We start from the raw sequence: 16814 nt of genomic DNA on the forward strand, positions 1-16814 counted from the left end.
GCATATAACTGCTCCCTCTACCAAATTTTCCCCATTAAAAAACACCAGCACTTTTATTGTACTAGTGTTTTAGCATTTTAGGAAAACAATTTTTCCAGATAATAAGGCATTTGCTTCCGCCACCAAATCCAATCATGGGAAACATCTTCGCCCCATTCATCAAACCAGGCAGGAATCTGCTTCTCTTCAAACGCTTTTTTCAATGTATAAAATGAAGGCAGTCCATCCTGCTCCCAGTCCCCAAGGCCGGTACAGACAATAATATCGGCTGAACGGTAATGATCGATAAACCAGCCATCATTCTGATTCCAGATATAATCACTCGGTGAATTTTCATAGACAAGCGGGTCATTTCCATAATCTCCGAAAAAGAAGCGTGCATCGTATATACCGCTGAGGGCCACCGTCGTCTGAAAAACATCCGGGTGCCTTAAGAAAAAGTTGAGCGCATGATAAGCCCCCATGCTGCAGCCGGTTGTCATCATTGGATGGAACCAGTTTGTTTTATGTTGAATAAATGGAATTGCTTCTGAAATGACATAACGATCGTACGCCTCTTGAGCTAATGCGCGGTCATGCGGCGGCTTGGAATCATGCAGCCAGCTCTCGCTATCCACGCTGGCTAACGCGAAAAATTGCACCTTTCCCGCTTCAATAAATTCCTGACACGCATCAATCATTCCAAAATCATAGTATTCATAATGTGACCCGCCGGATGATGGAAACACAATAATTGGTGTACCGCTGTGTCCATATCTGTTTAATGGCATCTCCCTTCCTAATTCTCCGCTCCAATGGCTTAACTGTTCCATCTGCATTGTCAAATCCCCTGTCTCTATTTTTTTCGTTCATGTACAAAACGAGTAATTTCATTAACCTCTTCTTCCGTATCCGCATTGATTGCATAAAATTGATTTCCCTGCAGATGGGCAAATGCTTCCGGCATACGCTCAGCAAACTTTACCCTGTCTCCGAATTTATCACGGATTGCTTTGGTATTGTTTTGGTATTGATAGGCGTCCCGCTGGGTAACTCCAATACAATATTGATTCGGAACATCCGGCTTCTTAAATCCGCTTCCTGTTACCAAAGAAGCATACTGTGCAAATAAATCAATCGAGTAAGCATAGTTATACATATCAATGGTGTAGCCGCCAGCCAGACGGTTATTATACTCCAGCGCCACGTAATCTCCATTTTCTAATTGGAAAAACTCAATATGAAAAAAACGTTCCTTCATGCCAAAGATTTTCACAATCGCTTTCCCGTATGCTTCAAGCTTCGGATCAATTTCCTTCTGAATAACATAGAATAGATCCAGCTGCCCCTGAACGAGCTCTAATGTCGGCACATTATATGTAAAACTTGTCTGAAAAGCAATATCTCCATTTTGATCCGTCAGGCCATCAAACGTACACAGCTTTCCGCCTTCCACATAAGGCTCCAGGAAATAAACGGTTGTTTCCTGCCATTCCGCTTCAAAATGACGTATATCTTCATCTGAACTCAATTTAAAGGTCGCAGCCGAGCCGACACCACTATCCGGCTTCGCAATTACAGGAAGCCCTAATTTTTCCACAGCTTTCGACAAATCCTCTTTATTTTTTACGACATAGCCCTCTACCACTGGCACACCAGCTTTTTTAAACAGCTTTTTCATTTCCGATTTAAACTTTACCTTTTTCAAGTCAGCTGTTTTATTCCCATACACATTAAATTGTTCACGAAGCTGCGCATCAAGCTCTAACCAGTGTTCATTATTAGACTCAATTCGGTCAATCGGGCCATGCTTAAAAAACAAAAACGCTACAGCACGCTTTACTTCATCAACATTTTCTAAACTATTGACCCGATAATATTCGCTTAACGATTTTTGTAATTCTGAACCTAATTGATCATAAGGCTCTTCCCCAATTCCAAATACTTGAACGCCTGCACTTTTTAAACGATGCGCAAAAGTCTGAAAATTCTTGGGATAATATGGTGAAATTAGGATATAATTCATATTATTTCTCCTTTCGTTACCTAGGTAAAAATCATTAGATTACCTGTTAAAATACCATTTTTTTAATTTAAAATCAATATAATTTTTAGAAAATTGTCAAATAAGATTAGATAATAAAAAAATACTCGAAAGAAACCGCCGTTTCATCCAATTTAATGAAGTTAATCAACCATGAACCAACTCAAACTCACAATGATTTCCGACGGATTCTATCAATTTTTAAACAGCTATCTCTATCACCAATTTGCACCTAAGAATCGAAAACATTCCGGAAGATGCTTTGACCAGGCTTCCTCATTATGCTCCTCATCCGAAAAAATATTTAAATCGATATGGTCGATAGGAATACCGCCTTTGACCAGCTGTTTATAATACTTTAGCGAACAGTCGATATACGCCTGCTTCATATTACCATACATTAATTGCCGGTCCGCGTCGTCACCCTCCTCTGTCCCGACTTGGACATACACACGCTGTTCCGGATCTAACGTTTCTCTTTCCATATAATGGTCAAATGCTTTGTTAGTAATCCAGTTAGCAAGCGAAAAAATCCCCAGGCCGCCGATTTGATCCTTATATTCAATTCCCATAAAAGCAGAAATATTTCCGCCAAGGGAGCTGCCAATCATTGCCGTATGGTATTTATCTGGTTTAGTTCGATAATGTTCATCGATAAAAGGCTTTACTACTGTCATAATAAATTCAGCAAATTCAGCGCCTCTTCCTCCCAATTCAATATCCTCCGGGAGCGGGCTTTCCGTTATTTTCCATGGTGTATATTCATTAATGCGGTCTCTTTCGCCATTATCAATCCCGACAATAATCATTTTGGGCAAATCCGGATTCCGTTTTATTGCCGGAATCACCTTCCATGAATAACCGCTGTAGGCTTCACTGCTGTAAAAAACATTTTGCCCGTCATGCATATACACAACAGGATAATGCCGATCCTTTTCTTTCCCATAATCCTTTGGCAATAATACCCGCACACGACGGTTCTCTTTTTTATAAGCCATTGGCAGCTCGTGGGATTCCAGCTTTAAATAAAAATAGGATTGTCTCATGTATATTCCTCATTCCGTCAAGATTCTTTAAGCGTTTTTAAAATTGCGGTAATAACAAGCTATCATTCCATTTCATTAAATTTCAGAGAGTAATTCTCAATCTCACCCATGGAAGATTCTACTTCACTGATACTGTGCTGATTTTCTTCCAATGATTGTTGAATCTGACTGCTGTTTTGCGAAATACGGGCCATAGATTCCGAAACCTTCCTTAATATTTCTGCTGTTTTCGCTGTTTGTTCACGGACGGATGTTACTTCTTCCTGTGTTTCTCTAATCGCTTCCCGGCTATTTGCAACCTGTTCGTTTGTCTCCAGGATCAAATCGCTTACTTCAGCAACAGCTTTCGCTGATTGCTCCGCAAGTTTACGCACCTCATCCGCTACCACAGCAAAGCCTTTTCCTTGCTCACCAACTCTTGCTGCTTCGATAGACGCATTTAGAGCTAATAAATTTGTCTGCCCCGCAATCGACTCTACAATAGAAATCACCGATTTGATTTTTTCGGCACTGCCTGTTAATTGTTCCAACCTTTCTACGACAAGTGCCATATGCTTATCCAAATGGGACATGCCTGCATTCGTTGTCTGTGTCTGCTCCATCCCCTGCTGTGCTGATTCACTTGTGGCGGCAGCAATTTCTTCCCCTTGCTTGGATATTTGATTGATTCGATTTGCTTGATCTACCATTTTTATCACAGACTGATTCGTTTCCGAAGACAAGAAGCTCAAGTTCTCAGCTGTTTCTCTCATGGAAGTAATCAGGTTTTGATTCTTTTCATCCATCACAGCTCTTTTCTCTTCAATATCTGCTTCATATGCTTCTAAGACGATCTGCTGCTCGAAATTCAACAGCTTATTTACCACCTGTATCGCATACAAAAAGTTTTCTTTGTCCTGATATGTATCTGATACTAGCTTGGATATTTGAAAGAACAGCTCTTGAAAGGAAGCGATATACCATTTAGGCTGCAAACCAATATGTACATGCACCTGGGCAATCCTCCGGCGCTTGTCAATAAATGCTTGATTAATTTCTCCGGAAAACATTTCTATAACGTGTGTTGCCAATGTTTGTTTTAATCGGCTGACCGAACTGTTGTCTTCGATAATATCCATTAACTCTGGAGAAAGTGCCAAATTAGCATAGAAAGCATCGATAATAATATCAATATTTTCTTGAATCACCGGCTTCAATAATCTGGCAACAGCCAAATCCTGCTTTGTTAACCTGGATATTTTCAGCTGTAACGCTAAATCGGTTTGCTGCAGCTTCTCTAAAACCACAGTTACTTCTTTACTGCTTTCCAATAAACTCTCTTCTCTCTCATCTTTACGAAAAATACTTCTCAACCAACTCACTCCTAAAGCTTATTTTGCAAATGCTCATTATTTCTTACCTGCTCAGCAATCAAAATTTTGTTTGTTCTCTATTTCTTAGTAAAAGAAAATTGTATATGTATCTTTATCATGACACTATTATACAGGATGTGCGTGCATCTATGACTGTCTAAATAAAAAACATCTGCTTCAGAAATAAAGTTGATTCAAAAGTCCTATTATAAAATTAAGATTATTTCTTTTATTAAGAAAATAAACAGCGATTATTCCTTATAATCACCAGACCACTCCTGTTTCATCTTTTATCCCCCTTTTAAATAAAATCAAACAAAAAAGGCATCGATTAATCGAAAGCCTTTTTGTTTTAAAATAACATTATTCTTCATACTAAATTATTCCCTTATGCCTTCACCTATCCCTGAGGCTGTTCGGCATATGTTTTTTCAGGATCGTCCTGATTTGCATCAAGCGCTTCTTTAATCGCTTTTCGTAAATCACGTTCTATTGCCCATTGCTCCATCATTTCTGTCTTAGCAATAACCCGTAAAGTTACCGCAGCTGTATCAAACGTTTGGACACCAATTACATTGGGCCCTTCTACGATTTTAGAATTCATTTCTTTCATTTCATCACAGACGGTTTGAATAATGCCAACTGCTTCATCAATATTATCACTATATGGAATGACAATATCCACTAAAGCCTGCATATTCCCGCGGGTGTGGTTGCTTAGGGAGGTAACTTCCCGGTTAGGTACATAGTTTAACGTGCCATCAAAGCCGCGAATTTGCATTGTTCTGAGCCCGACATCTTCTACAACCCCATCATATCCGGCAGCTGTTACATAATCACCAACATCCACCTGCTTCTCCAGCAGTAAGAAAAAGCCTGTAACTACATCACTGACTAATCCTTGCGCACCAAAGCCAATAGCCAGTCCTACCACACCAGCCCCGGCAACTAAACCAGTGGCATTAATATCAAAAATACCAAGAACAACCACTAGCGTAACAAATAGTAAAGCGTAAGAAAACGTACTAATGGTTAAAGACTGCAGCGTTTTCGTTCTGCCTGCCGACATTTTTTTCTTCACTTGTGCTTTGGAAAAGGAATTCCGAATAAATCGCTTTCCAATAGCACGTACAATATAAAATACAATAAGCGTTCCAATCAATTTTAAAAGAATAAATCCAGTATCTAATAGAAGCTGCTCCCAATTTATATTTTCTATCCAATCCATTTCATCTTCTCCTTTACTGCTCTCAATGATTGATGATTATATCAAAAGAGGAATCTAAAGTAAAATAAGACAAAATTCGATGAAATCATTCAATCAACAAAAACAGCATTCGATAAAGTGAAACTTCCTTCAGTGGGGATTTTTCGACGCACAACAGTTCTTCGGTGGGGCGAGTAATCGCAGCCCCAGCCCCAGCCAGTTACACTGCGTTAAATTTCATTTCAACAAATACAAAACATTTAATATGAAGATATCTGTTAAACAGAATCTTAGAAATCTATTCCCTAGCCGCTCAAATCACTTTCTTTTAGATCTTTAAAGACTTTATCGCTTTAGTATGATAAAATACTAATGTGTTAAAAACCTGTTTATTGAAATTTTCTACTGGGGGAATAATCTTGAAAACTATAGCTATCATAGGTAGCTCCGGCGGCAACCTGTACAATTTAGGAGGAAAAAATCCAAGGAAATTATTAGACGAAATTGAAAACCAATGCAGTGCTGCAGATTTTAACATCGCTGCCGTTCAATTTATTGCTTCTGACGTTTCCATGGACCAAGCAAAAGCAAGCTCGAAAACAAGCCTTTTTAGTCTAGATGAAGAAGGGCAAGTTACACAAAGCCCTCCAAATACATTAGAACAAATAAACGAACAAGCAAAACAGACAGACGAGCAGATAGCTGCGCTTATACTTAATCAAACAGTTGATGGGTTAATCGTCATGAGTGCGGATCCAAAGTGCGCCAATCAAAATGTCATTAACGCAGCCATTCAAAGGAACATACCGATCGTCGGAACAGGCGGAACGTCCATGGCAACCATCAGCGCACAAGGTGCGAATGTTATTGCTAAATCAGGAACAACTGGTACAACGAACCGAACGCGAGCAATTTCTTTCACTAGCTCCCTTGCAAAATATTGGGATGTAACATATAAACCAATTATTGGAACCACGAGTAAAATGAATGCGGAAAACAGCGGAAGCATTTGGAAAAATATGAATATCCGCGGTATCATGGTTTCTGCATTGCCTGGTTTTATTGCGATGGCACTTGTTCTTGCGTTAAGTAAGATTCCGATATTCAGTGGTCTAGAAGATATTTTTGATATAATGATTGGAGCACTTCCGATTATTATCGCTGCAATTGCCGCCAAACAAGTGTCTAATTTAGACGAGGTATCAATTGTAGCCGGGGTTGTAGCTGGTGTATTATCCGTTAATGGCGGTATTATTGGCGGTCTCATTGGTGGTATTTTAGCAGGAGTTTTCGTACATTATTTCTTTCAAAAATGCATCAGCTGGAAATTTCCGATGACAACCGTAAATATCGTCACTGGAGGCCTAGCCGGTTTATTCGCAGGGCTGTTAGTCTACTTTTTATTCGCGCCGATCGCATTGTTCATCGGGGATGGAATTAAAATTGCAATCGAGGCAGCCATTGCATATAACCCTATTTTAGCGGGGTTACTAGGCGGTCTGCTTATTTGGCCGGCCATTTTAGGCGGGATATACCATGCAGCTATTTTGCCAATCGTATTATTAGAAATGGAAAAAACAGGCGTAAGCTTCTTAGGAGCCATTGATATGGTTGGTTTAGTTATGGTATCTGCTGGAATCAACTTAGCAAACATCGTTGCTCCGAGGGAGAAAGGAGAAGCAGCTGCTGCAACCCCAGGATTCTTGATCAATATGGGATTCGGAACATTTGTGGAAGCAGCCTATCCGTTCATGTTCTCAAATAAAATCGTATTCGCCGGTGCCATTTTATCTGCCGGAGTCGGCGGTGCCCTAGTCGGCCTGTTCGACGTTCGCGGGACCGCCTACGTTCCAACATTCACCACACCATTTTTATCTGATAATCCATACGGATTTATCATCGCCATGCTTGCAGCTTTTATATTATCTTTTGCGATTACATTGATTGCAAATAAGAGAAAAAAAGTGGATATTGTAGATAAAGGCGTAAATGCTTAACAATTGAAAACAAACAGTATAGTTAGAACGATGACTAGAAGGGAAATCAAACACATTACGAAAATAAAAGACCGATCCGAAGAGCTGGAAATATTTCCAGCTCTTCGGATCGGTTTAGTTACCAACTGTATTTTAAATCAACTCTTATAAAGGCATGGTATACCCTGTCGAAATCGTGCTGCTATACTACATGAAATTACGACTACAAATGGAATATACAGCACTTTTCTTTTTTTAATAATGAATCCCTTTATCCAGCCATTTTGCAGCAGCTTCAAACATTCCCTCCGCTAAGGTTGGATGCGGAAAAATCATATCCTCCAACTCTTCTACCGTCCCTTCTAAGTACATGAAAGAAGTTGCCTGACTGATCATTTCCGTCACATGGGCGCCAGCAAGCACCACACCGAGGATTTCACCATACTTTTCTTCGGAGATAATTTTCATAAATCCGCTGTTTTCGGCAGAAGCTATTCCTTTTCCATTAGCGGCTAAGTCTACTTTTTGAGCTTTCACCTGATAGCCCGCTGCTTTCGCCTGCTCTTCTGTCATCCCAACACTTGCAATCTCAGGAAATGTATAAATACAGCGTGGCATAATGAAATCTTTTGGATGTGTTTCACCTAAAATATGACTGACTGCACGAATTCCTTCTTCACTCGCTGCATGTGCAAGCTGGTATCCGCCAATTAAGTCTCCGATAGCATAAATCCCTTTTACATTGGTCTGCATCGATTTATCCACTTTGACAAATTTGCCTTCATAGTTAATAGAAAGGTCATTCAATCCGGTCAAATTAGGTTCGCGTCCCACAGAAACAAGGACACTATCTGTTTCCAGACTCGTTTCTTTTCCGTCCTTTTCTAATTTGACCACCGTTTTCTTATCCTTCTTCAATTCCAGCACCTTTGCACTGGTATGCATGCCTATCCCTTTTCTTTTCAGCTCATTTGCTAGATAATCAGCTGCTTCCTTGTCTTCTGCAGGAATGATACGATCTGCCATTTCCACAATTTCTACTTTCGTTCCTAAGCTTTGAAAAATGCAGGCGATTTCCAATCCAATGACCCCGCCGCCGACAATAACTAAATGCTCCGGGACCTCTTCTATATCGAATATCGTATCACTTGTATAATAAGGAACTTCATTAAGCCCCGGAAGGTTAGGAACAAAAGGCTTGGAGCCGTTTGCCAGAATAATAGATTCCGCTTCCAGCTTTTCTGTTTTCTCTCCGGTATCAACCGTAATTATTTTTTGATTATCCACTGTTCCATAACCAGAATATAGCTTTATTTTATTCGCTTTTAATAGACTGTTAATCCCGTTTTGTAGCTGCTGAATAACCTGATTCTTTCTATTAATCATTGTTTTTAATTCCAATGAATATGAATCAACCTGGATTCCAAACTTTTTCGCATCTTTTATTTGATTGATCACTTCTGCATTTTTTAATAATGTTTTAGAAGGAATACAGCCACGATTTAAACAAGTTCCACCCAGGTCTCTTCCTTCTACCAGCGCAACAGACAAGCCCAGCTTTGCAGCTCGGATTGCCGATACATATCCTCCGGGACCGCCGCCAACTATCGCTACATCAAATTTTGTCATTTACTCCGCCCCTTAAACTAATAAACTGTATGGATTTTCAAGATTCGCCTTCAAGTCCGTTAAGAATGCTGCAGCTGGTGCACCATCAATTGCACGGTGATCAAAGGACAGACTAAGCACCATCATTGGACGAGCTGTCAGTTCTCCATCTACAACAACAGGCTTTTCAACAATTCTTCCAACACCTAAAATCGCTGTTTCCGGTCCATTAATAATAGGAGTGAAGGCATCAATGGCATACATTCCCAAGTTACTGATGGTAAAGGTACTTCCGCGCATTTCATCCGGTTTTAGTTTATTTTCTCTTGCCTTCTTGCCCAGTTCTTTACTAGTTTGAGTTAACGCAGCCAGACCTTTTTGATTTACATTTTTAATAGAAGGCACAATCAATCCATTATCTACAGCAACTGCCAGTCCGATATTGACTTCATTGTTCATCACAATTTCATCACCAATTAAAGAGGCATTTAATTTTGGATGCTTCATAAGTGCATTGGCAGTTGCTTTTATAATCACTTCGGTAAAGGATAACCGGTATCCCGTATCTTTTTCAATCACAGGAAGCAATGATTTACGCAGGTCAATAACATTCGTCATATCCACGTCGCTTGTCAAGGTTACATGCGGGATGGATTGAACGCTTTGTACCATTTTGTCAGCAACCGCTTTACGAAGTCCTTTGAGCTTTATACGTTCTGCTGGCTCAGATTCCGTTTCTTTTGAAATTTCATCTGCTTTTTCCAGATAAGAAAGTACATCCTGCTTTTCAATTTTTCCGCGCGCCCCTGTACCCGTAATTTGATTTAAATCAATTCCATGGTCAGCTGCTATTTTCTCTGCCAACGGCGTCACAGCTATCACACCTGCGACAAGAGCTGCTTCGACATCCTGTTGATGTACCCTTCCATTTGGACCAGAGCCGGAAATAGCGGATAAGGAAAGATCATTCTCGCGGGAAATTCGTCTGGCAGCAGGAGTCGCTCTGACTTTTCCGTCCTTATTTTCTTCTTGATCAGAATCGGTACTAACTGTTTGCTCCTGTCCCTCAGCAGATGCTTCTTCCTGGACATTTTCTACTGATTCAGATTCTTCGGAAGCTGCCGGCGGATTATCAGGAACTTTTTCTCCTGCTTCTCCTATATAACCAATACAAGCATTTACTTCGACCTCATCATCCACTTTAAAATATTTCTTTAGCAGTATGCCCTCTTCATATGACTCAACTTCAATATTGATTTTATCCGTCATAATTTCGAATAGGGGCTCCCCCATTTCAACAGAATCTCCCTCTTCTTTAAACCATTGAAGCAGGGTGCCCACTTCCATCGTACTGCTTAGCTTAGGCATAAATATTTCTTTAGCCACCTGAATCCCTCCTTTCTATGCTTTATTTAATGTTTCCTTCACTGCCTGGATAATATCTGGAACCTGCGGCACATGCATTTTCTCTAATTCCGGGTTATATGGAATCGGCGAAGAGGCACCGCCCAATCGTTTAATCGGCGCATCTAAATAATCAAATGCTTCACTCTCTGCAATCATACTGGCAATCTCTGCACCGTAACCGCCTCTTTTTACCGCTTCATGGACAACAACTAAACGAGATGTTTTGGAAACAGATTGAATAATTGTTTCTGTATCCAGCGGTACTAATGTGCGCGGATCAACAACTTCTGCACTGATGCCTTCCTTCTCCAGCTCCTCAGCCGCTTCTAAAGCACGGTGTACCATAATAGCTGTTGCTACGATTGTTACATCTGTTCCTTCCCGCTTAATATCTGCCTTTCCCAGCGGGATGCTGTATTGCTCTTCCGGTACGTCCCCTTTTGTTTTATAAAGTAATTTATGCTCATAAAAAATCACCGGATTATCATCATCCATCGCTGCTTTTAATAGTCCTTTTACATCATGCGCTGTAGAAGGCTGAACAACTTTCAAACCAGGAACATGAGCCACCCAAGCCTCTAAACTTTGCGAATGCTGTGCAGCTGCTCCTGTACCTGATCCGCTTGGCGTACGTAAAACCATCGGAACTTTTCCTTTTCCGCCATACATATAACGAATCTTCGCGGCCTGATTCACCATTTGATCCATCGCAATCGTAATAAAATCAGAAAACTGCAGCTCTAAAATCGGGCGCATCCCAGTCAACGCTGCACCAACTGCCGCACCGGCAATCCCAGATTCGCTGATTGGCGTATTTCGTATTCGCTCCGGACCAAATTCTTCAATCATTCCCCGGGTAACTCCAAAAGCTCCTCCATATACCCCTATATCTTCACCAAGAATAAAAACATCTTCATTTTGACGCATCTCTTGGCTCATTGCTTCACGAACTGCTTCTAAATATGTTAATTCTCTCATTTTCTTTCCTCCTTATTAAATACAGGTTCAAAAAGTAATCAAATTAGAAGCAAGAAGTTCAAGGCGACGTGTTTTTTATGAACGGACTTCCACAGGATCTGGTGACTTCTGTGTTGTCCACAGGACGTGGACGGTATTAACAGAAGTTCCCCTATGTGTATAGATACGTGAGTATCGGAAAAAACACGTCAACGCAGAAATTCGCCGCTTATCATTTGAGGACTTTTTGAACGTTCACTTTAAGCAAATACATCCGTTAATAAATCACCCTTCGTAGGCATCGGGCCCTCTTCAGCAAAAGCAACTGCGTCTTCAATTTCTTTTAAAGCATCTTTTCGCAGTGATTCCGCCTGTTCTTCCGTGATAATAGATTCACTGATTAACAGTTCCTTAAGTCGTTTGATTGGATCTTTTTCTTTCCATTCTGTTTCTTCATCACGGGTACGATACTTTTTAGCATCACTTTTCGAGTGACCCTTCCAACGATAGGTTTTTGCTTCAATTAAGGTTGGTCCTTCCCCGTTTTTAGCACGCTCAAGCGCATCATTTGTGACATTCATCATTTCAATAAGGTCATTTCCGTCAGCTACCACTCCAGGGATGCCATAAGATTTTGCTCTTGTTGCAATATCCTCTATCTTCACCATTTCCTTCACAGGGCCAGACATGCCGTATTGGTTGTTTTCGCAAACAAAGATAACTGGCAAATTCCAAACTGCAGCAAGGTTCACTGCTTCATGAAAACTTCCTTCATTCGTAGCGCCATCCCCAAAAAAGCAGACAGTTACATAATTTAACTTTTTCATCGATGCTGTTAATGCCGAGCCGACAGCTAATGGAATCCCTCCGCCAACGATACCGTTTGCACCAAGATTACCCATTTCTACATCTGCAATATGCATGGATCCGCCTTTTCCCTTACAATAGCCTGTTGTTCTGCCGAATAACTCTGCCATCATTTTATCCGGCGTAGCTCCTTTAGCGATGCAATGACCATGCCCGCGATGCGTGCTGGTAATTTTATCTTCTTTCTCTAGTAAAGCGCATACGCCTGCAGCGCTTGCTTCTTGTCCTACTGCTAAGTGCGTTGTTCCATGGATTTTACCTTTTGCAAAGAATTGATCTACTTTCTCTTCGAAAAAACGGATTGTCCACATTTGTTTATAGAGTTCTACCAGTTTTTCATTTGTAATCTTATCTGGAACGTTTAATTTTGACATAAATTTCATCCTTTCCTTTTGTTCTTATTAGGCACAAATGTAAAAATGTGTGTAAATGAATATGCCTTGCTAAAGCGCAAAACACATCCTGATTAACCCCAGTTTATTAAAACTCTCTATCTTGAATAGAACGAAGCTTCCAAATAGTAGATTCTTCTGTTTGTTCTACGGCATCATAGGTAATAATCTCACCTTTTTTAATATCTTTCTTCAATACAACATTTCTATCAACCAACCCTAGCGGAAGAGCTTTTTGTTCTTTAGCTTCTTCAGCTTTTAAAATATGTCCATAAACGGTATAGCCGCCGATATAATCCAGATGCTCCCCTTCCTTCAAATCTTTTTTAGCTACTGTAACCGTTTCTGCCTGTAATCCATAATAAGGAGCAATCGTTGCCTCATGATCAATATATGCTTTAGCAATGGATAATGGCGTTTCTAAACTAGTTAAATGATATGGACGATATAACACATAATTTGGTCCATCTCCCATTTTTAAATATTGCATTTCTGCATTAACTTCTTCTTTATCAGAAGCAATGATGGCAAATACGCCTGGTGCGATTCCGTTGATAAACTCTACAATTCTTTTTCCATTTACCTCTCCGCCTTTGTCCTTTTCAAGAAAGACTTTTGGCAATTCTTGAACAGAGGCTTCAAAACCGTGCATTCCGGGCTTATCTGGTGAAAATCCAGTTGCATTTGCAACAGCATTCATCTCAACCATTGTTTTTGTTCCATCTTGGAAGGATGCAAGCATTTTAGGGGATGACCCTTTTTCTTTAGCCTCTGCTTCCGCCGTTGTCGGATTCGCTTCTAAATTTAACGGATTATTTTTCCCTTTTCCGAGTGCTACAATTTCAAATCCCATCGCATCCGCAAAATCATATAATTCCATAATTGCTCCAGGCTCATCCCCTGCAGATCCTGTATATACGACGCCGGCAGAATCCGCCATTTTTTTGAGCAGCGGTCCGACCGTAACATCCGCTTCAACATTTAACATAATAATATGTTTATTATTTAAAATAGAATCCCAGGCAATTTCTGCTCCTACATTTGGAATACCCGTAGCATCTACTACAACGTCTACTTCAGGGAGAGAGGTTACAAGTTTCATATCTTTTGTAGCAACTACTTTATCTTCCTGAACCGCTTTAGACGCTGCCTCTTTATCATTTGTTTCTTGAATACTGGCAGCATCGATTCCAGCATGTTTATAAGCATTTGTCACATTCTCTACTGCTAAATCGGAAGTAATTACTACCCGCATCCCTTTCATACCCTCAATTTGTGAAATCATCCCTCTTCCCATTTGTCCGGCGCCTACAAGACCAACTTTGATATAAGATCCTTCGTTTTGTAATTTTTCAAGTTTTCTATTTAAATTTAACATGGAAACGCACTCCTTCTATGACTAATTTATAATCTGTGAAATGAAATTGTAGAACCTGTCTCTATATGAGGAATTTCTTTTTTTTCCAGATAAACCGTACCCGGCATATCATATTCCGTTTCACCTTCAAAATTAAATGTGGCATGGCCTAGCTGTGACAACGTTTCATTTGCTTTATCTCCAACATGAAGGATACGGAAAAGTTCACCGTTGATTATCATGTTATCGCCAGACTTAATGTCTTGATGAAATGCGCCATCGTGAATAACAGCAATCGTTTTCAAATCTTCTGGCACGGTATTATTAAATAAAATCAATATACCTTCCTCTTTCATCAGCTCTACATCTTCCCCAACTTCAGTTACATTTAAATCTAATTGTAATTGACTCATCTAAATCACCCTTCAACGCACAAAATTTTCTGTAAGAATTTCTAATAATCTTTATTTTATAAATCTACTATACATGACATCTCACCTTTTTACAAATGTTATACATATTTACATTTGTAAAAAATCTCGAGTTAATTAACTGTAAAGTCCAAAACTAGCAAGATAAGCAATAACTACTGCTATTGGTCCAGTAATTAATCTAGAGAATAATACTGCCGGAACTCCAACCTCAACCGTTTCTGCTTCTGCTTCCCCAAGCGTTAATCCAACTGGCACAAAATCTGTACCAACTTGCGGATTAATAGCAAACAATGCCGGTAATGCCATTTGTGGAGGTATATTACCATTTGCGATTTCCACACCAATGAGTACTCCGACAACCTGAGCAATTACTGCGCCCGGTGCGAGTAATGGAGATATTACTGGAATGGCAGCGATAAATGACAGGATTAGCATTCCAATAAGACTTGTTGCTAACGGAGCAACTAAATTAGCAATCATATCACCGATTCCTGTAAATGTGATGATACCCATTAATGCGCTTACAAAAGCCATAAACGGCAAGATATTTTTAATAACCGTTTCAATTGTATCTCGTCCTGATTGGAAGAAGACACTTACGACATTCCCCACTTTATTTCCCAGGATCTCAATAAATCTCATTATCGGATTCTTTTTCTTTCCATTACCGTTCTTAGATTCAGCTACTTTTGATTTTGCTTCTTCTTTTACCTGTTGGGCAACCTTTTTATCCATTAAATCTGGTGCATCATCATTCTCAACTTTTGCCGTTGTAACTGCTTCTCCAGATGCATCCACACTTTCAAATTGACTTTGACTCTCTACTCCGGATACGAAATTACCTTCATTAATAAACTTCATTAATGGCCCGGATGGCGAATTACTAAATGTGTTAATTGTCTTTACTCCCATTCGCGGATATACCCCGCTTCTCGCCGTTCCACCGCAATTAATAACTGCCGCTGCTATTTCTTCTTTCGGTACAGACTTTTCAAAACCATCTATCGCAATAGCTCCCGTTTGTTCTGCTAAAGCTTGTGCAACTTCATGGATTCCCCCGCCAGTTACAGAAATAATATATTTTTGTTCTTCACTAGGCTGAATTACTAATGGACCACCCCATCCAGAAGGTCCTTTATGAACTTTTACCGCTTTAAATTCACTCACTCTCTATCCCTCCCATAATTGTTCAACTATTACGCTGCGCTGTCTTGCTTATTTTTTAACATACGGGCTGTAATCATCTCTGTTACAACTCCTCTAATCAACATAACGACAATTCCGACCAACAGAAATCTTAAAGCTAACGGCCCTAATGATAAACCCAGTTCTGTAATTCCAGCTGCTACTCCCATATATACAAATAATTCTGCCGGGTTTGCATGTGGGAAAAGCCCGGTTATTGGATGGACAAATGAAACAGCTGAATCATAGAAAGCTGGTTTCTGTCTCTCCGGTAAAAAACGTCCAAATGTATAGCACATTGGATTAGTAAGGAAAAAAACGGCTAAAAACGGAAAAACAGTATATCGTAAAACAAAATATTTTGTACACTTTTGTGCAAAACTATTTACTCTGTCTTCCCCAATAAATTTGATTAAAGCATTTACTGCTGTAATTAATACAACGAGCATTGGAATAATACCCGTTACTAGCCCCATGAAAGTTTCTCCGCCTTCTTCAAACATTCCAATAAATCCTTCTGCAATACTGATTAAGAAATCCATGCTGCTTTCTCCCCTTTCTTCTCAAACTCTTTTTCAATCATTTTGACTGCTCCTTGAACGGCATTTTTCTCTTTAGCATCGAGAATCTCCATATTTTCAACTTCAAATAAATCCTTGCCGATTAATTCTTTTCTATCTTTAAAGCGAGCAAAAACGGTAATCCCTTTCATTATTTTTGCTTCAACTACCTGCAAATTTTCATCAGATACTAATAAAACCAACGCCCCTGTTCCAAACCTTTTTTTAAAATAACCTGTTCCTAAAAAACCTGACTTTCGATTGGTAAAGCTCTTTATGTTTGAACGATAATGCTTTACTTGCAGTTGTGTCATTAGAAACTGTACTCCCCACACAAAGGCAAAAATTAAAATGAAAGTTCCCCACATAACTTATCCCCCTCTTATATTTACAAATGTAATATTAATTTACGTTTGTAAATAGAATAATAAAACGCTTTCAAA

15 protein-coding genes are annotated in these 16814 nt (G+C 39.7%); 1 reads left to right on the forward strand and 14 read right to left on the reverse strand.

The features are described 5' to 3' along the window. Window positions 1-77 precede the first annotated feature (77 nt). The 5 genes from ACW0TQ_RS17555 to ACW0TQ_RS17575 all read right to left on the reverse strand — a co-directional run bounded on the left by ACW0TQ_RS17555 (window position 78) and on the right by ACW0TQ_RS17575 (window position 5649). Window positions 78-818: an esterase family protein gene (locus ACW0TQ_RS17555; protein ID WP_455725879.1), complete on the reverse strand. Its 741-nt coding sequence runs from the start codon at window positions 816-818 to the stop codon at window positions 78-80. A gap of 17 nt (window positions 819-835) precedes the next feature. Beyond that, window positions 836-2005, reverse strand: coding sequence for an ATP-grasp domain-containing protein (locus ACW0TQ_RS17560; protein ID WP_193062008.1), 1170 nt, complete (start codon window positions 2003-2005; stop codon window positions 836-838). A 236-nt stretch (window positions 2006-2241) separates the two neighbouring features. Further along, window positions 2242-3069, reverse strand: coding sequence for an alpha/beta hydrolase (locus ACW0TQ_RS17565; RefSeq protein ID WP_042533648.1), 828 nt, complete (start codon window positions 3067-3069; stop codon window positions 2242-2244). A gap of 62 nt (window positions 3070-3131) precedes the next feature. Next, on the reverse strand, window positions 3132-4421 hold the full coding sequence (locus tag ACW0TQ_RS17570) for a globin-coupled sensor protein (RefSeq protein WP_052485051.1): 1290 nt from the start codon (window positions 4419-4421) through the stop codon (window positions 3132-3134). Between the two features lie 400 nt (window positions 4422-4821). Beyond that, complete coding sequence (locus tag ACW0TQ_RS17575; protein WP_193062005.1) at window positions 4822-5649, reverse strand: mechanosensitive ion channel family protein; 828 nt, start codon at window positions 5647-5649, stop codon at window positions 4822-4824. A 398-nt stretch (window positions 5650-6047) separates the two neighbouring features. Between ACW0TQ_RS17575 and ACW0TQ_RS17580 the strand changes: the two genes are divergently transcribed. Beyond that, entirely contained in the window at window positions 6048-7625 is a 1578-nt protein-coding gene (locus tag ACW0TQ_RS17580) for a PTS sugar transporter (RefSeq protein WP_193062004.1), read from the forward strand. Between the two features lie 234 nt (window positions 7626-7859). On the opposite strand, the gene lpdA is transcribed toward ACW0TQ_RS17580, so the two are convergent. The 9 genes from lpdA to ACW0TQ_RS17625 form a co-directional block, all read right to left on the reverse strand. Next, window positions 7860-9233: a dihydrolipoyl dehydrogenase gene (lpdA, locus tag ACW0TQ_RS17585; RefSeq protein ID WP_042533645.1), complete on the reverse strand. Its 1374-nt coding sequence runs from the start codon at window positions 9231-9233 to the stop codon at window positions 7860-7862. Window positions 9234-9245: 12 nt separating this feature from the next. Further along, the gene (locus ACW0TQ_RS17590; protein WP_042533644.1) at window positions 9246-10598 is read right to left on the reverse strand and encodes a dihydrolipoamide acetyltransferase family protein; all 1353 of its coding nucleotides are present in this window, start codon (window positions 10596-10598) and stop codon (window positions 9246-9248) included. Between the two features lie 15 nt (window positions 10599-10613). Continuing rightward, window positions 10614-11597: an alpha-ketoacid dehydrogenase subunit beta gene (locus ACW0TQ_RS17595; RefSeq protein WP_042533643.1), complete on the reverse strand. Its 984-nt coding sequence runs from the start codon at window positions 11595-11597 to the stop codon at window positions 10614-10616. A gap of 239 nt (window positions 11598-11836) precedes the next feature. After that, window positions 11837-12817 (reverse strand): thiamine pyrophosphate-dependent dehydrogenase E1 component subunit alpha, encoded by a 981-nt coding sequence (locus tag ACW0TQ_RS17600; protein ID WP_042533642.1) that lies wholly within the window; start codon window positions 12815-12817, stop codon window positions 11837-11839. Between the two features lie 106 nt (window positions 12818-12923). Beyond that, the gene (locus ACW0TQ_RS17605) at window positions 12924-14213 is read right to left on the reverse strand and encodes an NAD(P)H-dependent oxidoreductase (RefSeq protein WP_193062002.1); all 1290 of its coding nucleotides are present in this window, start codon (window positions 14211-14213) and stop codon (window positions 12924-12926) included. A gap of 26 nt (window positions 14214-14239) precedes the next feature. Continuing rightward, window positions 14240-14605, reverse strand: coding sequence for a PTS glucitol/sorbitol transporter subunit IIA (locus tag ACW0TQ_RS17610; RefSeq protein WP_042533640.1), 366 nt, complete (start codon window positions 14603-14605; stop codon window positions 14240-14242). Between the two features lie 135 nt (window positions 14606-14740). Continuing rightward, a complete protein-coding gene (gene srlE, locus ACW0TQ_RS17615) occupies window positions 14741-15793 on the reverse strand; it encodes a PTS glucitol/sorbitol transporter subunit IIB (protein WP_042533639.1) in 1053 nt (350 codons plus the stop codon). Between the two features lie 29 nt (window positions 15794-15822). After that, window positions 15823-16353 carry a PTS glucitol/sorbitol transporter subunit IIC gene (srlA, locus tag ACW0TQ_RS17620; RefSeq protein WP_042533638.1) on the reverse strand — a complete coding sequence of 177 codons (531 nt, stop codon included), beginning with the start codon at window positions 16351-16353 and terminating at the stop codon, window positions 15823-15825. Then, entirely contained in the window at window positions 16341-16739 is a 399-nt protein-coding gene (locus ACW0TQ_RS17625) for a transcriptional regulator GutM (protein WP_052485050.1), read from the reverse strand. Before ACW0TQ_RS17625 ends, srlA begins: the two co-directional genes overlap by 13 nt. Window positions 16740-16814 lie beyond the last annotated feature (75 nt).

It is taken from the genome of Oceanobacillus sp. M60, assembly GCF_053839645.1.

What these genes read in the sequence shown, in the direction of transcription:
- ACW0TQ_RS17555 (WP_455725879.1), bottom strand. Translation starts at nt 818, where the DNA reads ATGCAGATGGAACAGTTAAGCCATTGGAGCGGAGAATTAGGAAGGGAG.
- ACW0TQ_RS17560 (WP_193062008.1), bottom strand. Translation starts at nt 2,005, where the DNA reads ATGAATTATATCCTAATTTCACCATATTATCCCAAGAATTTTCAGACT.
- ACW0TQ_RS17565 (WP_042533648.1), bottom strand. Translation starts at nt 3,069, where the DNA reads ATGAGACAATCCTATTTTTATTTAAAGCTGGAATCCCACGAGCTGCCA.
- ACW0TQ_RS17575 (WP_193062005.1), bottom strand. Translation starts at nt 5,649, where the DNA reads ATGGATTGGATAGAAAATATAAATTGGGAGCAGCTTCTATTAGATACT.
- lpdA (WP_042533645.1), bottom strand. Translation starts at nt 9,233, where the DNA reads ATGACAAAATTTGATGTAGCGATAGTTGGCGGCGGTCCCGGAGGATAT.
- ACW0TQ_RS17595 (WP_042533643.1), bottom strand. Translation starts at nt 11,597, where the DNA reads ATGAGAGAATTAACATATTTAGAAGCAGTTCGTGAAGCAATGAGCCAA.
- ACW0TQ_RS17600 (WP_042533642.1), bottom strand. Translation starts at nt 12,817, where the DNA reads ATGTCAAAATTAAACGTTCCAGATAAGATTACAAATGAAAAACTGGTA.
- ACW0TQ_RS17605 (WP_193062002.1), bottom strand. Translation starts at nt 14,213, where the DNA reads ATGTTAAATTTAAATAGAAAACTTGAAAAATTACAAAACGAAGGATCT.
- ACW0TQ_RS17610 (WP_042533640.1), bottom strand. Translation starts at nt 14,605, where the DNA reads ATGAGTCAATTACAATTAGATTTAAATGTAACTGAAGTTGGGGAAGAT.
- srlA (WP_042533638.1), bottom strand. Translation starts at nt 16,353, where the DNA reads ATGGATTTCTTAATCAGTATTGCAGAAGGATTTATTGGAATGTTTGAA.
- ACW0TQ_RS17625 (WP_052485050.1), bottom strand. Translation starts at nt 16,739, where the DNA reads ATGTGGGGAACTTTCATTTTAATTTTTGCCTTTGTGTGGGGAGTACAG.